At 70.7% G+C, this 23,240-nt stretch carries 20 protein-coding genes; 12 read left to right on the top strand and 8 right to left on the bottom strand.

Features of this window, described 5'->3' with window-relative positions:
- Positions 1-6 precede the first annotated feature (6 nt).
- Together PPSIR1_RS24675 and PPSIR1_RS24670 are read left to right on the top strand one after the other, a co-directional pair.
- Complete coding sequence (locus PPSIR1_RS24675) at positions 7-630, top strand: RNA polymerase sigma factor (protein ID WP_006973897.1); 624 nt, start codon at positions 7-9, stop codon at positions 628-630.
- A gap of 253 nt (positions 631-883) precedes the next feature.
- Positions 884-1,474: a hypothetical protein gene (locus tag PPSIR1_RS24670; RefSeq protein WP_006973896.1), complete on the top strand. Its 591-nt coding sequence runs from the start codon at positions 884-886 to the stop codon at positions 1,472-1,474.
- 50 nt (positions 1,475-1,524) lie between these two features.
- On the opposite strand, the gene PPSIR1_RS48245 is transcribed toward PPSIR1_RS24670, so the two are convergent.
- Positions 1,525-2,355 (bottom strand): hypothetical protein, encoded by an 831-nt coding sequence (locus tag PPSIR1_RS48245; RefSeq protein ID WP_157595939.1) that lies wholly within the window; start codon positions 2,353-2,355, stop codon positions 1,525-1,527.
- A 297-nt stretch (positions 2,356-2,652) separates the two neighbouring features.
- Entirely contained in the window at positions 2,653-3,189 is a 537-nt protein-coding gene (locus PPSIR1_RS24655; protein ID WP_006973893.1) for a hypothetical protein, read from the bottom strand.
- Between the two features lie 161 nt (positions 3,190-3,350).
- Between PPSIR1_RS24655 and hemC the strand changes: the two genes are divergently transcribed.
- Positions 3,351-4,319, top strand: a complete 969-nt coding sequence (hemC, locus tag PPSIR1_RS24650) for a hydroxymethylbilane synthase (protein WP_006973892.1) — start codon at positions 3,351-3,353, stop codon at positions 4,317-4,319.
- On the opposite strand, the gene PPSIR1_RS24645 is transcribed toward hemC, so the two are convergent.
- The gene (locus PPSIR1_RS24645) at positions 4,316-5,392 is read right to left on the bottom strand and encodes a fibrinogen-like YCDxxxxGGGW domain-containing protein (RefSeq protein WP_006973891.1); all 1,077 of its coding nucleotides are present in this window, start codon (positions 5,390-5,392) and stop codon (positions 4,316-4,318) included. The genes hemC and PPSIR1_RS24645 overlap by 4 nt on opposite strands.
- A 10-nt stretch (positions 5,393-5,402) precedes the next feature.
- Positions 5,403-6,503 carry a fibrinogen-like YCDxxxxGGGW domain-containing protein gene (locus PPSIR1_RS24640; protein WP_006973890.1) on the bottom strand — a complete coding sequence of 367 codons (1,101 nt, stop codon included), beginning with the start codon at positions 6,501-6,503 and terminating at the stop codon, positions 5,403-5,405.
- Positions 6,504-6,834: 331 nt separating this feature from the next.
- On the opposite strand from PPSIR1_RS24640, the gene PPSIR1_RS24635 reads away from it, so the two are divergent.
- On the top strand, positions 6,835-8,208 hold the full coding sequence (locus tag PPSIR1_RS24635; protein WP_006973889.1) for a serine/threonine-protein kinase: 1,374 nt from the start codon (positions 6,835-6,837) through the stop codon (positions 8,206-8,208).
- 202 nt (positions 8,209-8,410) lie between these two features.
- Here PPSIR1_RS24635 and PPSIR1_RS24630 read toward each other — a convergent pair whose 3' ends face one another.
- Positions 8,411-8,923: a hypothetical protein gene (locus tag PPSIR1_RS24630; protein ID WP_006973888.1), complete on the bottom strand. Its 513-nt coding sequence runs from the start codon at positions 8,921-8,923 to the stop codon at positions 8,411-8,413.
- 333 nt (positions 8,924-9,256) lie between these two features.
- Between PPSIR1_RS24630 and PPSIR1_RS24625 the strand changes: the two genes are divergently transcribed.
- Positions 9,257-9,520, top strand: a complete 264-nt coding sequence (locus PPSIR1_RS24625; protein WP_006973887.1) for a hypothetical protein — start codon at positions 9,257-9,259, stop codon at positions 9,518-9,520.
- On the opposite strand, the gene PPSIR1_RS24620 is transcribed toward PPSIR1_RS24625, so the two are convergent.
- Entirely contained in the window at positions 9,508-12,096 is a 2,589-nt protein-coding gene (locus PPSIR1_RS24620; protein ID WP_006973886.1) for an endopeptidase La, read from the bottom strand. The genes PPSIR1_RS24625 and PPSIR1_RS24620 overlap by 13 nt on opposite strands.
- Positions 12,097-12,350: 254 nt before the next feature.
- Here PPSIR1_RS24620 and PPSIR1_RS24615 point away from each other — a divergent pair, with 254 nt between their 5' ends.
- The 5 genes from PPSIR1_RS24615 (at position 12,351) to PPSIR1_RS24595 (ending at position 17,279) form a co-directional block, all read left to right on the top strand.
- Positions 12,351-13,637, top strand: coding sequence for a hypothetical protein (locus PPSIR1_RS24615; RefSeq protein WP_045116673.1), 1,287 nt, complete (start codon positions 12,351-12,353; stop codon positions 13,635-13,637).
- Positions 13,638-13,868: 231 nt separating this feature from the next.
- On the top strand, positions 13,869-14,663 hold the full coding sequence (locus tag PPSIR1_RS43715) for an STAS domain-containing protein (RefSeq protein WP_232296542.1): 795 nt from the start codon (positions 13,869-13,871) through the stop codon (positions 14,661-14,663).
- A 61-nt stretch (positions 14,664-14,724) separates the two neighbouring features.
- On the top strand, positions 14,725-15,147 hold the full coding sequence (locus tag PPSIR1_RS24605) for an inorganic diphosphatase (protein WP_198154604.1): 423 nt from the start codon (positions 14,725-14,727) through the stop codon (positions 15,145-15,147).
- Between the two features lie 60 nt (positions 15,148-15,207).
- The gene (locus PPSIR1_RS24600) at positions 15,208-16,008 is read left to right on the top strand and encodes an STAS domain-containing protein (RefSeq protein ID WP_232296541.1); all 801 of its coding nucleotides are present in this window, start codon (positions 15,208-15,210) and stop codon (positions 16,006-16,008) included.
- Positions 16,009-16,184: 176 nt separating this feature from the next.
- On the top strand, positions 16,185-17,279 hold the full coding sequence (locus tag PPSIR1_RS24595; RefSeq protein WP_006973881.1) for a PEGA domain-containing protein: 1,095 nt from the start codon (positions 16,185-16,187) through the stop codon (positions 17,277-17,279).
- A gap of 36 nt (positions 17,280-17,315) precedes the next feature.
- On the opposite strand, the gene PPSIR1_RS24590 is transcribed toward PPSIR1_RS24595, so the two are convergent.
- Together PPSIR1_RS24590 and PPSIR1_RS24585 are read right to left on the bottom strand one after the other, a co-directional pair.
- Positions 17,316-18,170, bottom strand: a complete 855-nt coding sequence (locus PPSIR1_RS24590) for an MYG1 family protein (protein WP_006973880.1) — start codon at positions 18,168-18,170, stop codon at positions 17,316-17,318.
- Between the two features lie 24 nt (positions 18,171-18,194).
- Complete coding sequence (locus tag PPSIR1_RS24585) at positions 18,195-19,286, bottom strand: L-type lectin-domain containing protein (RefSeq protein WP_157595938.1); 1,092 nt, start codon at positions 19,284-19,286, stop codon at positions 18,195-18,197.
- A 328-nt stretch (positions 19,287-19,614) separates the two neighbouring features.
- Between PPSIR1_RS24585 and PPSIR1_RS43710 the strand changes: the two genes are divergently transcribed.
- On the top strand, positions 19,615-21,801 hold the full coding sequence (locus tag PPSIR1_RS43710; protein WP_157595937.1) for a serine/threonine-protein kinase: 2,187 nt from the start codon (positions 19,615-19,617) through the stop codon (positions 21,799-21,801).
- 163 nt (positions 21,802-21,964) lie between these two features.
- Entirely contained in the window at positions 21,965-23,239 is a 1,275-nt protein-coding gene (locus tag PPSIR1_RS43705; RefSeq protein ID WP_006973877.1) for a MopE-related protein, read from the top strand.
- Position 23,240 lies beyond the last annotated feature (1 nt).

Here is a 23,240-nt window from a genome sequence, read left to right as displayed (position 1 = left end):
CCGCCGGTGGTCACGGACGACGAGCTGCTCGAGGCCTGGCGGCGGGGGGACCAGCGAGCGGGGCGCGAGCTGTTCGAGCGCCACTACGACGCCGTCGATCGCTTCTTCCGCAACAAGGCGGGGGAGGACGGCCCGGACCTGGCGCAGCGCACCTTCCTGGCCGTGGTCGAGGGCATCGAGGCCGATCGCTACCGCAACCAAAACAGCTTCCGCAGCTGGCTGTTCGCCATCGCCTACCGCCAGCTGTGCAAGCACTACCGGTCCCAGGCCAGCGACCGACGGCGCTTCGACGCCGCCGTGACCTCGGTCCACGACCTCGACCCCACGCCCAGCACCATCGTCGGCCGGTCCGAGGACGAGCGCCTGTTGTTGGCGGCGCTGCGCCTGCTGCCCATCGATCTCCAGGTCGCCCTCGAGCTGCACTACTGGGAGCAGATGTCCGACGCGCAGATCGCCGGCGCCCTGGGCCTGCCCCTGGGCACGGTCAAGAGCCGGATCCGCCGGGCGCGGCAGCTCGTCGCCGAGCACGTCGCCGCGCTGTCTCAGGCGCCGCGCGGGGTGGAGCGGACCCTCGCCAACCTCGAAGGCTGGGCCGCTGGCGTCCGCGAGCGGGTACTGGGTACCCGCTGAGGGTCCGATGGGAGCGTCGTCACTTTGGTGATGGCGGACGAGCGCGGTGGAGCTCGGTGACAAAGTGTCGTCAATCGAGCAGAGCGCCCGTGGGCCTTCGCAGGCCCCACTTGAAGTGTCCAAGCCCGCGGCGAGTGGATTCTCCTCGGCCGGTGTCTATGATGATTCAATGACCAGAGCTTGAAACCGCGGGTCGAGCTTTTGCCTCTCGTCCACGGTTCGCCCGTGCGCGGACCAGGAACGAAGACGACAGATGAAGCACCAATCGACCCTCACCATCCTCCTCGGCCTGGCCCTGATCCCCGCCTTGGTCACCGGCTGCGACCCCGCCGAGTCCGACGCGGGCGAGCTCTCCGAGCTCGGCTTCGAGGACGAGGAGCTCAGCGAGCGCTCCTCGACCTGCGAGCAGGCCTGCAGCTCCGAGTTTCAGCAGTGCCGCTGGGCCTGCCCCGGCGGCGCGCTGGTCCAGGGCCCCGACGGCCCGATGTCCAACCCGTGCTGGGAGGAGTGCTACGACGAGTTCGACACCTGCAAGAACGAGGACTTCCAGTACGCCAGCCCCAGCTACCAGATCTGCCACCTCGACGTGGACCAGCACCTCTTCGACGTCGACATCGAGTTCTACACCGCCGACGTGTGGGAGGACCAAAGCTGCGCAGGGCAGCAAGATCACTACAAAAAGCGCTACATGGGCAAGGTCAGCTGCAGCAACTTCAGCGCGCTGTTCGACAGCAGCTCGTGCGCCGCGAAGATCGAGAGCAAGCTGATCCAGTACGGCTACCAGGGCTACACGCCCACCTTCCCCGACGCCAACGTCGACGCCTGCCCCTGGCCGCGGCTCTGAGCCCGACCAGACCGCGAGCGCGCCCGGGGTCCGCCAGGCCTGGGGCGCGCTCACTTTGCCCGCGGCGAGAGGCCTGCGACTGACCGCTGTGCCCACGCGCGCGCCCAGCCGAGCCACGCCTCGAGCTCCGGGCCGCGGACGACCCGGCGCAGGGGCTCGTCGCCGTGGAGCGCCCGCGTCCACGGACGATCGACGAGCACGGCCGTGCCTCGGGGCCCCTGGAGCTCGACGATCTCGATCAGCACCTCGTTGGCGTAGAGCAGCGCCACCGAGCCCTCCGCCGACGGCTCGTAGCCCAGCTCGAGCCGATGCGCGTCTTTGTGCTGGGTCTCCCAGGAGACGTGGCTGTCGCCGAGCCGCCCCGACAACCCACCCACGCACCGCGCCGCGAACCCACACGGGGCGACCGCCTCGCCTCCGCGGCAGTGGCCTTCGAGCAGCGCCCGCTCAGCCCGGCGCCGCGCCCAGCTCGGACGACCATGGACCACGGTCAACCGACTGCCCCAGTCCCGCTCGCTGCGGTGAGGCTGAACGTCGACGGTGATCTCGACATGATCTGGCGTGCGCCCCGGCTCGCTCTCGAAGCTCGCCCGAAAGCCCGCCCCGAGCTCATCGAGGTTGAGCAGCTCGACACGCCGCGCCCCAGAGCGCAGCCCACGACGGATCGCAGTACAGAGCAGACGCAGACCCAGCGCGTGCTCCGTGGCCGCGTAGCCCAACGCCGGAAGCTCCAGGTGCTGATCGAGCGAGAGCACGGGCGCAGCGAAGTGCGCCGAGCTCTCACGCAACCCAGGAGTCAGGTCGACGCGCCCACCAAGGACGACACCCGCTTCGGCGGCGTACAAGAGCCAGTGCTCGCCTCCAGCGGCTTCGTCCGCCATGGCGAGCACGGTAGCAGCGTCAGACTGACGAACTGAATTGCGTTGGCGGAGACAAAGACCACCGAAGGTGCTTCATCCCCGCCAGACAGCGCCAGGGTTCTTCATCCCCGCCAGACAGCGCCGTCGTTCTTCATCCCCGCCAGAAAACACCGTCTCGTTCTTCACCCCCGCCAAACAAACGCCCCCTTTAGGGGGCGACCCCATGCCCCCTAGAAGGCACGAACACCATTGAGGACAAGCCAAAGCGGAGGAGCGGCAGCGACGAAGCGTCCCCGGTCCTAGGCGGCTGCGGGGGCCTCAATTAAACAAGTTGCCGCCGAGGGGATCGTCGTCGTCCTCGCCCTCGTTGCCGATGATCTTGTCCTTGTCGTCGCGGCTCTTGTCCTCGTGCTCGAACTTGTAAGGGATCAGCGTCAACGCGATGGCCAGCTTGCCGTCGGTGGTCCACAGGGTCTCGCGCTTGCGGGTCTTCCAGTCGGACTTGTAGGGGGCGATGACGTCCATGCCGTCGCGCTCGTAGGACAGGGTCAGGGGCATGACCTTGTCGCCCTCCTTGCCCTCGGCGTTGAGCACGAGGACGTGGTGATGGTCGGCGCCGTCGAACTCGAAGCGCCAGTCCATGCCCATGGTCCGCATGTCGCCGCGGTGCTTGACCGTGGTCCCATCTTCCATGCGCAGCTCGATGCGTACCTTGAGGCCGAAGTCGTAGTTCTTCTCGCCGTCCTCACCCATCTGCGTCGCGCCGGCGTCGGCTCGAGCGGTGCCAGGCTGGACGACCATGGGCGCGATGAGGGCGAGGGGCAGGGCGAGGGCAAGGGAACGGATGGCTCGCATGAGTCTGGAGTTTACGTAGCGCATGTCACGCATCAAGGTCTTTTTGTGAGTTCGGTTGCGCTTGGTGCGGCACTCGATGGCGAAAGTTTGCGCGCTATCGCGCAGGGCGGGGACGCTCGAGCCGAGCCGAGAGTGGGCTGGCGTGGAGTACAGTCCGGGCCGTGACGAGCACCGAGCTGGCGGCGCGCAAGCTGCGTCTGGGAACCCGAGGGAGCGCGCTGGCGCTGTGGCAGGCCAACATGATCCGCGATCGCTTGCTGGCGGCGTGGGGCGCTCAGGGCCTCGAGGTCGAGCTGGTGCGCGTGGTGACCAAGGGCGACCGGGTCACCGATCGGCCCCTCAACCAGGTCGGGGGGATGGGCCTGTTCGTCAAGGGCCTCGAGGACAAGCTCTTGGCTGGAGAGATCGACTTCGCCGTGCATTCCATGAAGGACATGCCCGGCACCCTGCCCGAGGGTCTGACCCTGGCCTCGACCCCCGAGCGGGCGGATCCGCGGGACGCCTTCCTGGCGGCGCCGGGGCGGGACGTGACCCTGGCGACGCTGCCGGCGGGGAGCCGCCTGGGGACCTCGAGCTTGCGGCGCGGCGCGCTGGCCAAGCGCATCAACCCGGGGCTCGAGATCGTGCCGATCCGCGGGAACGTGCCGACGCGCATGGGCAAGATCGCCGAGGGGGAGGTCGACGCGGTGTTGCTCGCTGCCGCTGGGCTGGATCGCCTCGGCAAGGGCGAGGCCATCACCGAGCGCCTCGACCCCGACGCCTTCATGCCCGCGGCCTGCCAGGGCGTCCTGGCCATCGAGCTGCGCGCCGCCGACACGGACATCGCCGCGCTCTTCGAGCCGCTGGGCCACGGCCCGACCTCGATCGTCGCCGCGGCCGAGCGCAGCTACCTAGCGACGCTGCAGGGCGGCTGCCAGGTGCCGCTGGCCTGCCACGCGCGGCTGAGCGAGGACGGGCGGCGGGTCCGCGTCGAGGGCCTGGTGGTCGAGCCCGACGGGTCGACGGTCTACGCCTCGGAGGCGGAGGGGCCCGTCGCCGACGCGGCCCAGCTCGGGGCGGGCGTGGCCCGCGAGGTGCTCGCCGCGGGCGGCCAGGGCGTCATCGATCGCCTGGGCGCTGCGGGCTCCTAGCGCACGAACACCAGCGCGAAGGCGTAGAGGTTTTGGTCGCCGTTGTCGGCCTGGCAGCCCGCGAAGTTGCCGGCCGTACCGTCGGTGGCGAGGCCGCAGCTGCTCGAGTTGGCCCCGCCGACGCCGAGCCACGAGTTCGGCGTGTTGCAGTTGTTCTGGTCGTTGGCGATGATCCCGATGCGCGCGCGGGCGTTGGTCGCGGCGTCGTTGCGGGCGTTGAGCCCCTCGCGGACGCAGTTTTGTTGGAGCGAGCTGTCGGTGATCAGGCTCTTCCACGCGTCGCGGCCGAGGCTGGTCTCGATCCACTCGCCGGGGGCGATGAGCGCGTGCAGCGAGCTTCCGGGCGCGGGCAGGGGGAGGGTCTCCCACTTGAGCACCAGGGGCTCGGCGTCGGGGAGGATCGGCGACTCGAAGCCGATGAGCACCTCGCTGAGCTCGACGGCGGCGTAGCTGGGCAGCAGGGCCGCGCTGCGATCGCGGTCGGGGAGCTCGGGGTTGAGGGCCTCGCCCGAGATCCACTGGGGCGCGTCCCAGCCGAGGATCGGCTCGTCGCCGTCGACCTTGAGGGCGAGGGTCCAGCCGCCGCCGAACAGCTCGAGCTCGCAGTAGGCGAGGTAGGGGGCCGCGGGCCCGGGGCCGTCGGGGTCGAGCTCGTAGACCGCGCTGGGTAGGGTCGCGAGGGGGTCGAAGCCCTGGAGCTCCAGGCACGAGGCGACCTGCAGGCAGTCCCCGTTGACGCAGTTGCCCACGGCGCAGTCGGCCTGCTCCTCGCAGCTGGCCGCGGTGTCCTCGGACTCCGAGCTCGACTCGCTGTCCTCGGTGGAGTCGGTCTCGGACTCGCTCGAGCTGTCGGTCTCGGTCGAGTCGGTGGCGTCCGTCGAGTCCGCGCTGGTCTCGGACTCGCCTGCCTCCGTGGATCCACTCTCGCCGTCGTCGGAGTCGCTCGCGTCCGGGCCGGCCTCGTCGGCGCCGTCGCTGACCGACTCGGCGAGGGGCTCGCCGCAGGCTGGGAGGGACAGGCCGACGAGCAGGAAGAGCGAGGCGGAGCGGAGAGGGGGCGCTACGCGGATCATCGCTGCGATGCTAGCGCACGAACACGAGGGCGAAGGCGTAGAGGTTCTGCGTGCCGTTGTCGGCCTGGCAACCGGCGAAGTTGCCGACGGTGCCGTCGGTGGCGATGCCGCAGCCGCCCGGGTAGTCCCCGCCGACGCCGAGCCACGCGTCCGGCGTGTTGCAGTTGTCTTGCTCGTTGGTGATGATGCCGACGCGGACCTTGGCGTAGCTGTCGTTGTCGTTGCGGGCGTTGAGCCCCTCGCGGTTGCAGTTCGATTGGAGCGAGCTGTTGGCGATCAGGCTCTTCCAGGTGTCGCGGCCCAGGTCCGTCTCGATCCACTCGCCGGGGGCGATGAGTTCGTGCAGCGAGGCGCCGGGCTGGGGCAGGGGGAGGGTCTCCCACTTGAGCACCAGGGGCTCGGCGCCAGCGAGGACCGGCGACTCGACGCCGATGAGCAGCTCGCTGACCTCGACGGAGGTGTAGCTGGCGAGCAGGGCCTCGCTGCGATCGCGGTCGGGGAAGCCGGGGTTGAAGGTCTCGCCGGAGGTCCACTGGGGGGCGTCCCAGCCGAGGTTCGACTCGCCACCGTCGGCCTTGAGCACGAGGGTCCAGCCGCCGCCGAACAGGTCGAACTCGCAGTAGGCCGCGTAGGGGGCCGCGGGCCCGGGGCCGTCGGGGTCGAGCTCGTAGACGCCGCTGGGCAGGGTCTCGAGGGGGTCGAAGTTCTGGAGCTCCTGGCAGGAGACGACCTGCAGGCACTCCCCGTTGACGCAGTTGCCCGCGGCGCACTCGGCCTGCTCCTCGCAGCCCGTCTCGGTGTCCTCGGACTCGGAGCTCGACTCCTCCTCCGTAGAGCCGGCCTCGGACTCGCTCGAGCTGTCGGTGTCCGTCGCCTCGGTCTCGGTCGAGTCGGTGCCGGTGTCGGTGTCGGTGTCGGTGTCGGTCCCGGACTCGCTCGAGCCCGCGTCGGCGTCGACGTCGGCGTCGTCTTCGGAGTCGCTCGCGTCGGACCCGACCTCGTCGGCGCCGTCGGTGGCCGACTCGACGAGGGACGAGCCGCAGGCCGCGAGGGGCAGGCCGACGAGGGCAGCGAGCGAGGCGGAGCGGAGCGTGTGCGCTGCGCGGAGCATCGGGGGATGCTAGTCGGACCCCCGGACAATTCCAGGACTGTCGAGGCAACGGCTTTGCGTCACTCCAGACCGCGAACCTCGCGCCGACGGAAGTCCCCGCGCTGGGGCCAAGCCCTCGGGAGGATCCTGGCCATGGGTGATCCGAGATCTCGCGACTTCGCACATTCACGCAGTACACGGCTCGCGGAGCCAAGCACGCGGCCGTTGGCGCGAGAGCCCCCGCCGGACCGCGCCGGGCCGGCCCAACCCCGCGACAGGCGCATGTGAGCGTCCCCGCGGGCCCCCCTCGTGATCTGGTCGCGGAGTCGGTACAGTCCCCCAGGTTTCAGCGATGAGCGCCGAACACAGCCACGCCGATGCGCCGATCTTCCAGGATTGGGAGCACGTGCGTGGCAACGCGACGGTGCTCGGCGGTCGCTTCGAGCTGCGCCGGGCCCTGGGCGATGGCAGCTACGCCGCCGTCTACGAGGCCTACGATCGCCAGCTCCAGCGTCGCGTCGCGGTCAAGCTGTTCAACCGCTGTGCGCCCAACGAGATGGCCTCGGCGTTGCGCGAGGCTCGGCTGACGGCGAGCTTGCGACACGAAAACGTGCTCACGGTCCACGACATCGGAGAGCACGGCGGCTGGCCCTTCCTGGCCCTCGAGCTCGCGCAGACCGATCTACGCCGGTGGTTGGACGATGCACCACGCGCGTCCGCGGACATCTGCGCCCACTTCCTCGCCGCCGGGCGGGGGCTGGCCGCGGCACATCGGGCCGGTCTGGTCCACCACGACTTCAAGCCCGCGAACGTGCTCATCCGGCCGGACGGCACCGTCGCGGTCGGCGACTTTGGTCTGGCGCGCCACCTCGAGACGGTGGAGCTGAGCCAGGAGCGGCGGGCCCAGCTCGCGGCCCCCAACAGCCTCGTCCGCTCGCGCGTGGGTGTGGATCGCCGAGAGGCCCCGCGCTTTGCGTTCGGGACCATGCGCTACATCGCTCCGGAGCGCCTGCACGGCGCAGCGGGTGACTCGCGCAGCGATCAGTTCTCGTTTTGCGTGGCGCTGTGGGAGGCGCTGGCCGGCGAGCACCCCTTCTCCGGGGCCGACGCCGACGCGCGCTACGCCTCGATCGAGGCGGGCCCGCGAGGCCGCCCCGACGCCCCGAGCGCCGTCCTCTCCGTGCTCCGTCGGGGCCTCGCCGTCGAGCCGCGCGATCGCTTCTTGACCATGGAGCGCCTGCTCGCGGCGCTCCAGGCCCCGCCTCAGCGCAGCCGCGTGTTTGGTCAGTTCGTCCGCCACGGCCTGTCGACGGCGGCCACGGCGGGAGCCCTCGCGGCCGCCTTCGTGCTGGCCTTTGGCCTGAGCCGCGAGGCGCCGGCCCTGGACATGCAGGCCAGCTCGCGCGCGGCCCTCGAAGCCCACGCCCTCGTCGAGCAGGCCCAGCGCTTCGCCGTCGACTCCGAGCCCAACCGCGCCGCCGAGCTGTTCGAGTTTGCGATGCTCCGCGCGGCCAAGGCCACCTACGAAGAGCAGCGCTCTCTGGCCACGGATCTCGAGGCCCTCGGCGATCACCTCGATCAGGGCGCGGCCTGGGCCGAGTCCGCGCGAGTCTTCGCCGCCGCGCTGGCCCTGGCCGAGGAGTCTCGGGCCAGCGAGGTCACCCAGGTCCGCCTGGCCCGCAAGCTCAGCACGGCCCAAGCCCGCACTCGCCGGCAGGACCGCTGATCGCCAGCGCGGCAGCGGCAGCGGCAGCGCGAACGCCAAGCAACGCCAGGCCGAGGCCGGCGGTCACCAAACCGCCGACCTCGAGGCAAAGAAGGGAAGGACGTGAGACTGGCGGCCACCCCTCGGCCACCAGCCCCGCGAGTGCCCGCACAGGCGACGGAAGCGACGAGCGCTCCCGGCTCGCGCGGGGCAAAGGCGGAGATCAGTCTTCGTCGTCGTGGCAGGTGACGCCGTCGCCCTCCTCGTTCTGCGTGTAGTTGAAGCAGTAGACCAAGTCACCCATGGGGCAGTACTTGCCCTCGAGCACGGTGCAGTTGCCTTGCGGGTCGCAGCACAAGAAGCCCGCGACCTCGACGATGATCGGTCCAGGAGCGGGCAGGCAGTAGCCGAGATCGCAGGCGTTGGGCAGGGGCTGGTAGGCGATGATCTCGAGGGTCGTCGGGTTGGCGACTTCGCCATAGGTGACGCTGTAGGGCCGGGAGTCGGTGGGGCAGTCTCCGACCTTGAGGGTCGCCATGCTCCCGTCCCAGCACACGTCCTCTCGGAGCACCGGCGCGTTGGGACCGCTGTACTCGCAGGCGTCTGCGACGGAGTTGCAAAGCGGTGTGAAGCTCTCGGCGGCGACGGCGGTCGTCGGTGCTGTCGGAGCGAAGTAGATCCCGAACCCCAGGCCGGCTGCGGTCAGGACGGTGACGATGTTAGTGGAGCGCAACATGGGTGATTGAATACCCATCCCTGGGGGTGGGCACCGGCGTTCCCCAATACCGATTCCACGGGCTGTAATGGACCCCACTCCAGGGCGAGGGAAGAAACTTTGGCCGGGATGCGCGTCTGCGCGCGTGAGCAGGGCCGAGTTTGAGAGCTCGCATTGGCATCGAGTGATGGGGAACCAACACCCCATGGCCGTTGACTCGACGGGGTGGCTCGAGATCGAGACTCCTGCGCGGATGGCCAAACCGGTGAGCTTTGGGCTCCTGGGGCCCCCAAAGACATCCCTGAAGGAACCACCGCTGATCGCAAGCGAGGGTCTTCTCCAGAACCGGCCTGGATGCGCTGGCTACCGACGATCAACGCCGTTGCGCTGTTGCTGCTGCTCGCCCTGGCTGGGGTCGAGGTGGTCGAGGGGCTCGCGCTTCGTTGGTCCCAGGATCAGGGGTCGAGCCACGCGCCCGCGGCGACCATCGAGGGCGAGGTGGGGGGGCTCGAGGGGGCTGAAGGAGAGCCGGCCAGCGAGCAGGGCGTCGACCCCGACCCCCTTCGACCCACGGGTCGAGAGGCCTTCCCGGAGCCGGTGGTCGGCTACGGACTGTGAGCGGCCGCATCTGCTGACGCGGTCGTAGATCGGGCGGACTCCGGGGCGCGCAGAGTCAGCTCGAGGACCTCGTCGATGTGGCCGACGAAGTGCAGGCGCAGGTCCGCGCGGGCCGCCTCGGGGATCTCGGGCTCGTCCTTGCGGTTGCGCGCCGGGAGGATCACGTCGCGGATCCCCGCCCGGTGGGCGGCCAGGACCTTCTCGCGGATGCCCCCGACCGCGAGCACGTGCCCGCGCAGGGTCACCTCTCCGGTCATGGCCAGATCGTGGCGCACGGCGTAGCCGCCGAGGGTGCTGACCAGCGCGGTGACCAGGGTGATGCCCGCGCTCGGTCCGTCCTTGGGCACGGCCCCCGAGGGCAGGTGGATGTGGATGTCGCGGCGGTCGAGGTCGTCGATGTCCAGACCGAAGCGCCGGGCGTCGCTCTTGACCAGGCTCAGCGCGGCCTGGGCCGACTCCTTCATCACCTCGCCGAGGCGGCCGGTCATGCGCAGCTTGCCCTTGCCCGCGGTGGTCGTGACCTCGACGAAGAGCAGGCGGCCGCCCGTCGCGGTCCAGCCCAGGCCCGTGGCCACGCCGACCCGCGGCCCGCGGCCCATGAGCTCCTCGCGGTAGCGCGGCGGCCCGAGCACGCGCAGCAGGTCCTCGACGGTGATGCGCTGGGGCGTGACCAGCTCGCTCGCCGGGGTCTCGGCGCGCTGCATGGCGACGTCGCGGAGCAAGGCCGCGAGCTGGCGCTGGAGGCTGCGGACCCCGGACTCGCGGGTGTACTCCGTGGCCAGGCGCTCGAACACGGCGTCGTCGACGAGCACGGAGTCGAGGCGCTCGAGGCCCTCGGCCTCGGCCTTCTCGAGGACCTCGGCGAGCTCGAAGGCCGTGCCCGACTCGGCGGCCAGGCGCGAGCGGGCCAGCAAGCTCTCGTTGCGCGCCCGCTGCTCCCGGAGCGAGCCGGGCTCGATGGAGGCCACGCCGCCCAGGCCGTTCTCGTGCAGCTCCTTGGGCAGCAGGTGCTCGCGCGCGATGGCGAGCTTCTCGGCCAGGGTGTAGCCGCTGAGGTTGATGATCTCGAGGCGGTCGCGGAGCACCATGGGGATGGCCCCGAGCTCGTTGGCCGTGCAGATGAAGACCACCTGGGACAGGTCGTAGGGCACGCCGAGGTAGTGGTCCTCGAAGGCGTCGTTTTGCTCGGGGTCGAGGGTCTCGAGCAGGGCCGAGGCCGGATCGCCGCGCAGGTCCGCGCCGGACAGCTTGTCGATCTCGTCGAGGAGGATCACCGGGTCCGTGGTCCCGGCGGTCTTCATGGCCTGGACGAGGCGGCCGGGGAGGGCGCCCACGTAGGTCCGCCGGTGCCCGCGGATCTCGGCGTCGTCGCGCACCCCGCCCAGGGAGATGCGCACGAACTCGCGGCCCAAGGTCGCGGCGATGCTCTTGGCCAGGGTGGTCTTGCCGACGCCGGGGGGGCCCGCGAAGCACAGCAGGGGGCCGCGCTGGTTGGGCGCGAGCTTGCGCACCGCGAGGTACTCGAGCACGCGCTTTTTGACCTTCTCGAGGCCGTGGTGGTCGGCGTCGAGGCGCACGCGCGCGGCCTCGAGGTCGACCTCGGGGCGCTCGGTGGGGCGGCCGGGGAAGACCCACGGCAGGTCGGCGATCCACTCGAGGTAGGTGCGGGCGATCATCGCCTCGCTGCTCTGCGGGTTCATGCGCTCGAGCCGTCCGAGCTCGCGGTCGACGGCGATCTGGGCCTCCTCGGGGAGCAACTTTTGGTCGAGGCGCTCGGCGAGCTCCTCGAGCCAGGTGTCGCCGCCCTCGTCCCCGAGCTCGGCCTGGATCGCGCGCAGCTTGTGGCGCAGCACGGCCTCGTGCTCGTGGCGGGACAGGTGCTCGCGCACGCTGCGATCGATGTCGCGCTTGACCTCGAGCTCGTTGCAGCGGGCCGCGACGTGCTCGATGAGCTTGCGCAGGCGCTCGGTCGGGTCGAGCTGCTGGAGCAGCTCGATGCGCTGCTCGGTCTCGAGCTCGACGAGGTTGGCGACGAGATCGCCGATGCGCGCGGGGTCCCGCTCGGCGGCGAGCTCCTTGAGGGTCTCCTGGCGCTGCTGCGTGGCCCGCGACGCGGGCAGCAGGGACTCGTGGCGGCGGGTCAGGTCGCGGAGCACCCCGCTGAGGGCGATGACCATGGTCAGCTCGCCTTGGGTGGGCGGCAGGCTGACGTAGCGGGCGAGGTCGCAGCTCGCCTCGGGGGCCAGGTCCAGGGACTCGAGGCGGACGCGCTCGATCCCCCGGACGATCACCGTCATGCGCCCGGGCAGGCCGCGCAGCACCTGCACGACCCGGGTCAGGGTCGCCACGGGGTGCAGGTCCGCGAGGCGCGGGTGGTCGTTCATGGGATCGCGCTGCACGGCGACGATCACGTGGTTGTGGGGTCCAAAGCGCTTGCCGTGGGCCGTCGCCTGGCGGACCGCCTCGACCGAGGAGGGGCGACCGAGATCGACGGGCATCGACACGCCGGGGAAGAGCACGGCGCTGCGCAGGGGCAGGAGGGGGAGGACTCCCGTCTCGGGCGAGCCGTCGGACATGGAGGGCGAGGGTAGCAGTCCGGCGCCCAGGGTGGGATCGCGGCGCTCGCTCGAACCCGCGGAGGGCGGCCGAGTCCGCGCAGGGCCCGTGAGGCTGAACACAGCGTAAGCCGGCTTTCAGCCCCGCGTTGGCCTGGCCGAGCCGCCCCCGGACTCGTGTTCGCCCCGGGCCCGCACCGGTTGCCTATCGAGTCGGGCCCTGGCTATCATCCCGCCCCACGGACCAGGACCTGAGTTTGTCCGCCATCCCACCCATGACGCGTCCCACCTCGATCCTCACCCAGTTCGCTCACCGCACCCTCGGCGTCACCCTGGCCGTCGGCATGGCCATGGCTCCGCTGCCGGTGCTGGCTTCGGCCCCGCCCGCCGAGGGCGACGCTGCGGGCGACGCCGCCGAGGCGGCCCCGGCCACCGTGGGTGGCAACGTCGCCGTGCTCAAGTTCACCGGCGACGGCGCGGTGTTCGAGGCCTGGCGCGACAAGGTCAAGACCGGCCTCGAGGCCCAGGGCTACGTCGCCAACAAGATCAAGCGCTCGGCCGACGAGGCCGCCGCCAAGGTCAAGTGCAAGGACATCTCCAGCGACACTTGCCTCGACAAGATCGCGGCCTACCTCAACAAGAACTCGAAGACCGCCTACGACTTCTTCGTGTTCGCCAACCTGCCCGACCAGGGCTCGGGCTCCCTGGTCATCTGGGACATCGCCAACAAAAAGAAGGCCGTCGACATGGCCTTCTCGGTCACCGCCGACGACTACATCCTCCCCGAGGTGGTCTCGGGCGCCGTGGCCCGCAAGCTGAGCTACTACCAGCAGCCCCCGACCGCCGCGACCGACGAGGAGAAGACCATCCTCGCCACCCTCGACGAGCCGGAGAAGACCCCCGAGGAGATCGAGGCCGAGAAGAAGCGCCTCGCCGACGCCGAGGCGGCCGCCGTCGCTGGCTACAACGAGTCCCTGGACGCGGGTCCCCAGAAGGTCGACCTGGTCGCCGACTTCGAAGAGTTCTGCCGCGAGGGCAAGCGCGAGGACAAGGAGATCGCCAACCCCGACGGCACCACGACCAAGGAGCGGGATCTGCGGCCCAAGTGCTCGCGCGGCCCCGCGTTTGGCTACTGGCAGCCTCGCGCCTGGGTGGCCCTGACCCTGACCCTGGGTTCGGCCGTGACCATGGGCGCCATGTATGGCCTCGCGGCGGCCTCGCGCAGCCAGTGGAACGACGCCAACACGGCCCTGACCGACGCGGGCGTGTCCGGCGTCGATCCGGGCGCGGCCGGCGACTGCAGCTCCGGCGAGTGCTACGCCGACCTCGCCGGTGCGGCGAGCGAGGCGAGCTCCCAGGTCCGCAGCCGGGCCATCGTCGGCGACGTCTTCCTCGGCTCCACGGTCTTGCTGGCCGGCGTCCTGGCCATCATCATCTACCAGGACCGCAACGACGCGAAGAACTTCATCGCCCGCGAGAAGGAGCTCCGCGCCGTCAGCAACCTGCAGGTCGCGCCGGTGTTCGGCACGACCAACGGCGCTGCGCTCCAGTTTGAGTTCTAACCTTGCCCCCGCAGGCGCCTTCGACTGGGGGCGCCTTGTCCTCAAAGGCGTTCGTGCCTGGGAGAGGGCATGTGGTCGCCCCCCAAGGGGGGCGTTCTCGTTGGTTGGGGGCGTTCTCGTTGGTTGGGGGCTGATCGGCTGGCGCTGGTTCTCGGTTGAGAGGGAGCGGCCGGTTGGTCGGTTGGAGCTTGGGCAGCGCGGCGTCGAGCGGGACTCCGCTACACTTGGTGCATGGCTGAGGAGCGTGGGGAGCCGGCGGATCTGGACTCGGTCGTTGCGTCGATCCCTGGGGTGCTCTACAGCTTCTTGCTGCGCGCGGACGGCACGACTTGTTTCCCCTACATCAGCGATCAGTGCGAGGAGCTGTTCGAGGTCTCGGCGGCGGAGCTCAACGCGGACGCGCAGGCGGCCATGGTTCGCATCCTTCCAGAGGACCTGCCCTCCTTCGAGGCCGAGGTGGTGGGCTCGATGAGCGCGATGCGGCTGTTTAGCTGGGCGGGGCGCTTCGTCAACTCGCGGGGGGAGCACCGGTTGATCCGCGCGGAGTCCAAGCCCTACGTCCACCCCGAGGGCGTCATCTGGCACGGCTTGATCTTCGACGCCCGGGGTGAGCACGCGATGCAGCGCGAGCTCCTGCGCGCCCAGGGGGAGGTCCAGGCCCTGTCCGTGCCGATCATCGAGGTCTGGGAGCAGGTCGTGACCGTGCCGCTGAGCGGATCCTACGAAGAGGATCGCGCCCAGCGGTTGACGCAGGCGCTGCTCGAGAAGGTCAGCGGCGCGTCGATCCGCGTGGTCATCCTCGACCTGACCGGCATCGTCGACGTCGACACGGCGACGGTCGGGCACCTGCTGCAGATCATGAACGCGCTGTCGCTGCTCGGCGCCGAGTGTGCCCTGTCCGGCATCTCCCCGGTGGTCGCCCAGACCATGGTCACCCTCGACGTCGCCTCGGATCAGCTGCGCTACTTCCGGGCCCTGCACCAGGCGCTGCGCTGGGCCATCGCGCACCTCGAAGGCGCTGCCTGAGCCAGGTCGGAGCCAGGTCGGAGCCCCTTGCTTGGCGGGCGAGGTCGGGCATCATCGCGGGGTGGAGGGGCCAGTTTGGGTGCGCGTCGAGGTCCCGCGGGGGAGCTTCGTCAAACGTCGGCCCGACGGCAGCGTCGACTTCGTGTCCCCGCTGCCCTCGCCCTTCGACTACGGCTCCATCGAAGACACCCTCGCCCCCGACGGCGATCCCATGGACGCGCTCATCCTCGGGCGTCAGCGATTGGTCGTGGGCGCGCGGGTGGAGGTCGAGGTCTGGGGGCGGGTCGACATGCTCGACGCGGGCGTCCCCGATCCCAAGTGCGTGTGCACGATCCGGGGAGGGGGCCCACCCGGAGAACGGGACTGGCGCCGGGTCTGGGCGTTCTTCGCCCGCTACGTGCGGCTCAAGTCCGCGCTCAATTGGGTGCGCGGTGCCGCGCGACCCACTCGATTGCTCGGCGTGACTCGTCACCCACGGCGTTGATCGAGCTCGGAGGTCAACAGGACGCCCGGCCGGCCGCGCTGCGTTGCTACACTGGTCGGCATGGCTGATGACCCCAGAGATGCGCAGCCCGACTTTCAGGCGATCGTGTCTGGCATCCCGGGCATGGTCTACAGCTTCGTGCTGCGTACGGACGGGACGAGCTACTTCGCCTACGTCAGCGACATGTGCCGCTACTTCTACGGCATCGAGCCGGAGGCCCTGCGCAGCTCGGCCAATATCGCCATCGACGCCATCGTCGACGAGGACATGCACCGCTTCGAGGCCGCGCTCGAAGCTTCGATGCGCGACATGCAGCGCTTTCGTTGGTCCGGGCGCCTCGAGACCATGAACGATCGGACCCGGCTCGTGCGCGCCGAGTCGATGCCGCAAAAACACCCCGAGGGCGTCATCTGGCATGGCGTGATGTTCGAGGCTACCGAGGAGGCGCAGATGCGGCGGGAGCTCAGCCGCGCTCAGGACACGGTCATGAGCCTGTCGGTGCCGATCATCGAGGTTTGGGAGCAGGTCGTGTGCGTGCCCTTGCAGGGCAGCTACGACGATCGCCGGGCGGAGAAGCTGACCGAGGCGCTGCTGAGCAAGGTGAGCAGCGCAGAGATCCGCGTGGCCATCCTCGACCTGACGGGCATCACCGACATCGACACCGCGACCGTCGCCCACCTGCTCCGCATCACCCGCTCGCTCGGCCTGCTGGGGGCCGAGTGCGCCCTGTCGGGCATCTCGCCCGTGGTCGCCCGGACCATGATCAGCCTCGAGGCCGCCTCGGAGCAGCTGCGCTATTTCCGGGCCCTCAACCAGGCGCTGCGCTGGGCGATCGGCGAGCTGGGCCCCAAGTCGGGTTGATCGCAGACCTGCGCCCTCGGGACGGGGCGAAGCCACGCTCCGCGCACGCAGGCTCGGGGGCTCGTCGAGCAGACGGTGGGCGCGAGGATGCGTGCGTTCGGCGGGTCTGGTGGTAGCCTCGTTCAGGCATGGAGAGGCGCTGGGGTCGAGTCCCGCTGCGGCGATCGCTGCGGCGAATGGGAGCCGCGAGCTTGTGCGTGGCCCTCGAGGCGTGGACGCCAACGGCGAGCGCGGCAGCGCCGACGAGCCGCGACGAGGTCGAGGCGACGGAGAACTCGAGCGTCGCGGTGCTCCCGATCGTGCTCGAGGGCGAGCTCCCCGAGGGCGATCAGCGCGAGCTCGCCGAGACCATCGAGCAAGCCTTCGAGCACCCCGAGCTCGACCTGGTCACGGGCGCGAAGGTCGAGCGGGCCTACGCCGAGCGCTGCGCGGACGAGGCCACCGCGGCTTGCCTGCGCAAGCTCGGCCGCGAGCTCGGGGTCACCCACGCCCTCGCCGTGGTCGTCCGCGCGTCCAACCGCGACTTCGAGGTCGAGATGCGGGTGGTCAGCGTCGCGGGCTCGCGCCAGCCGAGCGAGGCCGAGGTCGAGTGCCCGGTGTGCGGCATCGCGGAGGTCCGCGATCGCGTCGCGGCCCAGGCCGCGCAGCTGCGCGACCGGGTGCTCGCGGACATCCAGCCCGGGCGCGTGGTCGTCGAGGGCGACCCCGAGGGGGCGACGGTCAGCGTCGACGGGCGCCGCGTGGGTCGGCTGCCCTACGAGGGCGAGCTGACCACCGGCGAGCACGAGCTGCGCGTCAGCGAGCGCGGCTACTTCGACGAGCTCGTGACCGTGAACATCAGCGGCGGCGCGACGGAGCGCGTGTCCGTGGAGCTCGAGGTCGACTCGGGGGCGCGCTCGGTCGGCGCGCGAGACTGGTTCCGCCCCGTCGGCTGGACCGCGATCGGGGTCGGCATCGCGGGCGTCGGGGCGGGGATCGGGCTGCTCACCATTCACGGGCGACCCCACGAACAGCGCTGCTCCGACTTCTCCAACATCGACGCCAACGGCGAGTGCAAGTGGCTCTACGAGACCATCGGCGCCGGCGCGGGGGCCTTGGCCGTCGGCATCACCCTGGCCAACGTGGGCACGACCATGCTGATCCTCGACCGCCAGCGCACGCGCACGAAGGCGGAGTCGGAGTCGGCCTCAGCCTCGCGCTGGCGAGCGCGGGCGGACAGCCTGCGCGTGGGCGTGGGTCTGCGCGGCTTCGTGCTGTCCGGTCAGTTTTGACGCCCGCTCCGCTCCGAGGCGCCGGGTCAGTAGGCCCTACCCGGCGGTCCAGGCCGCCGAGATCAACGCGCGCAGGCGCTCGGCCTGGGTCGCGCTGGTCTTGCACATGAACCCGCTCTTGTGGGCGAAGTGGACGTCCGCCTGTGCCTCGACCCGGCCAAAGTCCAGGTCGGGGTGGTCTTCGTAGCGCGCGATGCCGTAGCCGCCGCCGCGGCGATCGGGGTAGACGGTCGCGATCACCCGCGCGCCGAGCTCCTCGCTGCGCACGTACTGGTGAGCGGCCGCGCTGGGCTCGTCGATGAGCGGCTCGGTCCGGGGCAAGAACACGACCAGGCCCTCGTCGAGCTCCCAGCGCTCGACCTGGTCGGCGATCGCGTCGAGCCGCGCCCGGATGCCCCGGAGGTAGGCGAGCAGGTCCTCGCCGACCAGGCGCATGAACTCGTAGAGGGTCTCGCCGGGGGCGAGGCTCGAGCAGGCGGCGAAGCGGCGCAGCAAGGTCACGTCGATGGGCGAGTGGAGCTGGGCGATGGCGCGGCGGGGGACGCCGAGCCACTTGGCGGTCTTGGTCGGCCCGCGCGAGTCGAACCACTCGGCGGGTTCGAGCCAGTCGCAAAAGTGCAGGGCGTCGCGGTAGAGGCCGAGGGCGTCGAGGACCAGGCTCAGGGCGCAGGTCGGCGGGTGGCCGCGCTCGAAGTGGTGGTGGTCGAAGTTCATCCGCGCCGGGTCGTGGCTGCCGCCGACGTCGACGATCGCCACGCCCGGATCGGCGAGCTCCTCGGGGCTCGGATCGCGGCGCACGACGGGCGCGCCGTGCTCGGCGATCAGCACGCAGACCGCGAGCAGGTCATCTTTGTGGGCGCCGCCGGGGTGGGTGAGGATCGTGTGGACCATCGCGGGCCCCCATAGCACGGGGGCTCAGGGCGCGTCTTGGCCAACGTAGGTCCAAGAGCGCACGATGCTGCTCTCCCAACCCGAACCGGTCGATCCGCCGAAGCCGAAGCGGCCCGAGCTGGCGCCGAGGTGGGCGCTGAGGTCGACGGCCTGGCTGTGCACCGGCGCGCCGGGCTTGTCGGGCCCCGAGCTGACGTAGACCCGGAGCGCCGCGCCGTCGTAGTCGACCCACGCGTACCAGACCGAGCCATCCTCGAAGCTGCCGGGGATCGCCACCTCGGGCTGGCTGGGGCCGTGGCTCGAGCCGTTTAGCATGACCCCGACGTGGTTGGAGGAGTCGTCGTTGTTGTTCTTCCAGGTGTCGAACTCCACGGCCACGTAGCTGTCGAGCATGGTGTAGCCGAGGAAGCCCGTGGTGTAGCCGGGGTCGCCGTGGATGATCAGCGACAGCCCGTCGGCGCCGGAGATGCCGTTGGCGTCCGTGCCCCCGCCGACGTCGCGCAGCTCGAAGCTGAAGCTCGTCGAGAACTTGGCCAGGGGCATGGGGGCTGGGTAGAACACGCCGCCGCGGGTGTCCTCGAGGGGCTGGGTGACGGTCACGCCGATGGGGGCCTGACCGGCGTAGTAGCAGCCCGCGTCGCCGAACAGCTCGAGGCCGCTGGCGCACAGCTCGGTCAGGGAGAAGCTCGTGCCCGGCTGCGCGCAGGCGGCACCCTCGCCCTCGACCTGGCAGATCGCCCCGGGGCCGAGCTGGGTCTCGCAGTCGGTGATGGTGTGCCCGATGCAGCCCGAGACCTCGAGGAATTCGCAGCGCACGAGGTCGCCCTGCTCGTCGCAGTAGGCGCCGACCTCGTCGCAAAAGCGTTCGGAGCCGCGGCAGATCCCGGCGCCGCCGGTGTCGGTCTCGCTGGTGTCGGCGGTGGTCGAGTCGGTCGAGTCGGTCGTGCCCGCCGTGCCGCTGCCTCCGGTCGAGCCCGTGCCCTCGTCGGCGTCGCCGATCTCGGCCGCGTCTGACTCGCCCGTCTCAGCGCCGCCGTCGTAGTCCGGGTTCAAGCTCGCACAGCCCAGGAGCAGGGACGCCGCGGTCGGTGCGAGGCGGGACCGGGACACGGACATGGACATCGCATAGCACATCGAGGGTGCCTGGCTCGGGCGGCTGAGAGGCACGCGCGCGCGTCCCCGTCCGGCGGACGAGGGGATCGGTGGGCCCGAAGGCGAGTCGGATCCGCTGGGATCCGACGGTGCTGCTGGCGCCGCTCGAGCAGGCGCCAGCGCGATAGTGCCCTGTTGTCGACGTGTTGTGGGGCACTCCCATATCAGGATATGTTCGCTTCACGCTGTGAAGACCGCCGTCGCCACCCGCCACCCACCAGCGCCGGACGAGAGCCCGACGCTGCCAGCCGCCTCGCCATCGCCCGAAAGCGCGAGCGCGGACGCCGGGACCGTGCCCAAGTTCGATCCAACGTCCGAATCCGAGCACGACGCGGAGGCGAGCGAGACCCTCACGGGCACGAACGAGCAGCGGGGGGAGGGCGCGAGCGAGCGTCAGACCTTTGCGAGATTCGCCGACGCCGAGGGCAGCGACGACTGGCGGCCCGTCGAGAAGCAGATCCGGCTGGGCATGGGCAAGCGCATTCCGAACACGCGCTACCGCCTGACGAGCTGGCTGGGGGAGGGCGGCATGGGCGAGGTGTTCGAGGCCGAGCACGTCGACATCGAGCGCTCCGTGGCCATCAAGGTCATCAAGCACGGCGCAGACGCGGCCCTCGCGGAGCGCTTCATCGACGAGGCGCGGACCATCGCGCGCGTCGAGTCGCGCTTCGTCGTCGACGTCCTCGACTTTGGCGAGCTGCCCGACGGCCGGCCGTTCTACGCCATGGAGCTGCTGCGCGATCTGAGCCTGCACTCGGTCCTCGAAGACTACGGCCGCCTGCCCCTCGAGCGCGCGCTGCCGATCTTGCGGCAGCTGTGCAAGGCCCTCGAGGCCATCCACACCTGCGGCCTCGCGCACCGCGACCTCAAGCCCGAGAACGTGCTCTTGCAGCTCCACGAGGGCAACCGCGAGGACATGGTCCGGGTCGTCGACTTTGGCATCGCGGCGGAGTTCAAGGCCCAGGCCGAGCTGATCGCTGGCACGCCGCCCTACATGGCGCCCGAGCAGATCATGGGCGAGGGCTTTGACGGGCGCCTCGACATCTACGCCCTCGGCTGCCTCGCCTACGAGATGATCAGCGGCGAGACGCCCTTCCAGGGCAAGCTGCTCGAGATCTTCGATCAGCACCTCGAGGCCCAGCCCGACTCGCTCACGGGGCGCCTGCCCGATCTGCCCGAGGAGCTCGACGAGGTGCTCACGCGCTGCCTGGCCAAGCGCCCCGAGGACCGCTACGCGAGCGCGGCGGAGCTCGAGGCCGCGCTGTGCGAGATCCAGATCGCCGCGGGCTTCACCACGCCCTGGGACGACCTGGCGCTGCCGCCCGTGGACGAGGAGCGGCGCGAGCAGCTCGCGGCCTCGATGCCCCGACCGCGCATCGGCGGCGCCCTGGATCGGCGAGTCTTGATCGGCGCTGGCGTGGTCGCGGCCTTGCTCGCCGTGCTCGTCATCGTGGGCCTGGCGACGCGCAGCCGCCCGGACCCTCAGCAGCAGCAGGTGGTCAACAGCCGCAAGTGGGTCGAGGACTACGCCGCCGAGGCCCGGGCCGCCGGCGCCCAGGCCTACTGGGTCTACCCGCCGCCCAGCGACCGCGAGTTCAAGACCGCCCAGACCTGGGTGCTCGCCATCGAAGAGCGGGCGGCGCCCAAGGACTACATCGCGTGGAGCTACGCCGACCTGTTGCGGGCGGAGTTCGCCGCGACCTTGATCCGGCTCGGCGACGAGTACTGGGACAAGGACCACGGGCGCCCCTTCGCCGTCGAATACTACGCCCAGGCGCTGATCTTCGACCCCGACAACAAGCACGCGGGGGGGCGCGTGGCCCTGACCAACGCCCAGCTCGCCGACGCGGGGGCGCGGGCGGCCCGGGGCGAGTTCAGCGAGGCCGAGCTGGCCGCGGGCGAGATGCTCGCGGCCCTGGCCGAGCGCGACGAAGGCAAGCGCCGCAAGAAGGTGCGCTCGATCGTCCAGGACCCCAAGCGCGGGCCTGGAGGGGCGCACACGCAGGGGCTGCTCGTCGACTTGGTGGGCGAGGACGAGCTCCGGGCCGAGATCGAAGAGGCGGCCGCGGCCGCGGCGGTTCCGGGGATCGAGGAGACCGGGAGCAAGGACTCGGCCGCCGACCGCCAGCGCGCCCGGGCGCTGGCCAAGCAGGGCAACGACGCCCTCGCCAAGGGCAAGCGCGACAAGGCCGAGCGGCTGTTCCACAAGGCCATCGCCGCCGACTCGCGCAACGCCAGCGCCGTCGAGGGCCTGGCGCGGATCCACTTCGACCTCGGGGCCTACGGGGAGGCCCTCGGCTACGCCAAGAAGGCCAGCCGGCTGCGGCCCCGGGACGAGGGCGTGCGCCTGCTGCTCGGCGACGCCTACCTCAAGGTCCTGCGCTACTCGAACGCGCGCGCCGAGTACGAAAAGGCGCAGGCGCTCGGGAGCCCCCTGGCCAAGAAACGCCTCGCCCGCCTCGACGAGCTGACCCGCTGACGGGCGCTGGCGGCGGTGCCTGGTGGGGGGCGCCAAAGAGGCCCAGCCGCGTGGCTTGGGCGGCGCCCAGCCGTGAGCGCCAGCGCGCGCGCGGTCCAAAAATCATGGCCGCCTGCCATGAATGTCGATGGATCGGCAACCGGGCTGCGCGCACTCTAGAGTCATGAAACGAGACATCTTCCTGACCTCGCTGCTCTTGGGTGCGACCGCGATCGCTGGATGTGGTGACGACGGTGGTGGAGGCGGCGGCGATGAGATCGGCGCGACGGAGACCGACACGGACACCGAGTCGAGCACGGACAGCACCAGCGGGGACGCGGAAGCCGGCACGGAGGCCGAGACGACCGAGACCGAGACGGAGACCGAGACGGAGACCGAGACCGAGACCGAAACCGAGACGGAGACGGAGACGGAGACGGAGACCGAGACCGAGACCGAGTCGACGGAGACCGAGGACGACCCCGACATGGACATGGACGGCGTCCCGGCGAGCATGGACTGCGACGACGACGACCCGGACAACTACCCGGGCAACGAGGAGGTCTGCGACGGCCAGGACAACGACTGCGACGAGGTGGCGGACAACGACGCCGTCGACGCGCAGACCTTCTACACCGACGCGGACATGGACGGCTTCGGCGTCGGCGAGGGGACGATGGGCTGCGAGCAGCCCCCGGACACCTCGACCGTCGGCGGCGACTGCAACGACAACGACCCCGACGCCTACCCCGACGCCGACGACCTGTGCCCCCTGGGCGCGAGCTGCCGGACCATCGTCGAGACGGGCGCGGCCGGGGAGGACGGCCTCTACCTGATCGACCCCGACGGCGTCGACGTGGGCGAGGCGCCCCTCGAGGTGTGGTGCGCCGTCGACGAGAGCGCGACCGCGGCCCTGATCATCAACTCCGTCAATGAGGGCACCTACATCGGGGACTTCGGGGCGGGCTACGTCTCGACGACGGCGCTGGCCGTCGATCCGGCGCTGGCCTCGAGCGACAACGCGGGGGCGGTGCAGGCCTGGCTCGACCTCAACTCCTTCGGCTACGAGGACCTGCGCCTCGCGGCCTACGCCAGCGGAGCCGAGACCTACGTCAGCGAGTGGATCGACCGGGAGGAGCTGCGCATCGACTTTGGCGAGGACGGCTACCTGCTGTGGAACGACCCCAACGGCTACTACTGGTGTGGCGGCGACGCGTCCTATACCGACGCGGGCGTCAGCCAGGTCAACCAGCCTCCGGGGGCGCCGGCGGACTGCAAGGGCCACGCCTCCCTGGGCTCGGGCTGGGACTTCTCGCTGACGGGCTTCAGCGGCGAGTACAACCTCGGGCTCACGATGTGCGGCGGCGATGCCTCGACCTGGATGTACGCCAACTACGGCGCCGGGCCGACGGTGTTCTACCCCAACCCGGGCGTCGCCTACGTCGTCTGGGTGCGCTGAC

The sequence above is a fragment of the Plesiocystis pacifica SIR-1 genome, from assembly GCF_000170895.1.
In the GTDB taxonomy this organism is placed as follows: Bacteria; Myxococcota_A; Polyangia; order Nannocystales; family Nannocystaceae; genus Plesiocystis; species Plesiocystis pacifica.
Note: the sequence above shows the minus strand (reverse complement) of the source record. Positions and strands in the feature narration are given on the sequence as shown.

Coding starts and splice junctions, on each gene's coding strand:
- PPSIR1_RS24670 (WP_006973896.1), top strand. CDS start 884: ATGAAGCACCAATCGACCCTCACCATCCTCCTCGGCCTGGCCCTGATC.
- PPSIR1_RS48245 (WP_157595939.1), bottom strand. CDS start 2,355: ATGGCGGACGAAGCCGCTGGAGGCGAGCACTGGCTCTTGTACGCCGCC.
- PPSIR1_RS24655 (WP_006973893.1), bottom strand. CDS start 3,189: ATGCGAGCCATCCGTTCCCTTGCCCTCGCCCTGCCCCTCGCCCTCATC.
- PPSIR1_RS24645 (WP_006973891.1), bottom strand. CDS start 5,392: ATGATCCGCGTAGCGCCCCCTCTCCGCTCCGCCTCGCTCTTCCTGCTC.
- PPSIR1_RS24640 (WP_006973890.1), bottom strand. CDS start 6,503: ATGCTCCGCGCAGCGCACACGCTCCGCTCCGCCTCGCTCGCTGCCCTC.
- PPSIR1_RS24635 (WP_006973889.1), top strand. CDS start 6,835: ATGAGCGCCGAACACAGCCACGCCGATGCGCCGATCTTCCAGGATTGG.
- PPSIR1_RS24630 (WP_006973888.1), bottom strand. CDS start 8,923: ATGTTGCGCTCCACTAACATCGTCACCGTCCTGACCGCAGCCGGCCTG.
- PPSIR1_RS24625 (WP_006973887.1), top strand. CDS start 9,257: ATGCGCTGGCTACCGACGATCAACGCCGTTGCGCTGTTGCTGCTGCTC.
- PPSIR1_RS24620 (WP_006973886.1), bottom strand. CDS start 12,096: ATGTCCGACGGCTCGCCCGAGACGGGAGTCCTCCCCCTCCTGCCCCTG.
- PPSIR1_RS24615 (WP_045116673.1), top strand. CDS start 12,351: ATGACGCGTCCCACCTCGATCCTCACCCAGTTCGCTCACCGCACCCTC.
- PPSIR1_RS43715 (WP_232296542.1), top strand. CDS start 13,869: ATGGCTGAGGAGCGTGGGGAGCCGGCGGATCTGGACTCGGTCGTTGCG.
- PPSIR1_RS24600 (WP_232296541.1), top strand. CDS start 15,208: ATGGCTGATGACCCCAGAGATGCGCAGCCCGACTTTCAGGCGATCGTG.
- PPSIR1_RS24595 (WP_006973881.1), top strand. CDS start 16,185: ATGGGAGCCGCGAGCTTGTGCGTGGCCCTCGAGGCGTGGACGCCAACG.
- PPSIR1_RS24590 (WP_006973880.1), bottom strand. CDS start 18,170: ATGGTCCACACGATCCTCACCCACCCCGGCGGCGCCCACAAAGATGAC.
- PPSIR1_RS24585 (WP_157595938.1), bottom strand. CDS start 19,286: ATGTCCGTGTCCCGGTCCCGCCTCGCACCGACCGCGGCGTCCCTGCTC.
- PPSIR1_RS43705 (WP_006973877.1), top strand. CDS start 21,965: ATGAAACGAGACATCTTCCTGACCTCGCTGCTCTTGGGTGCGACCGCG.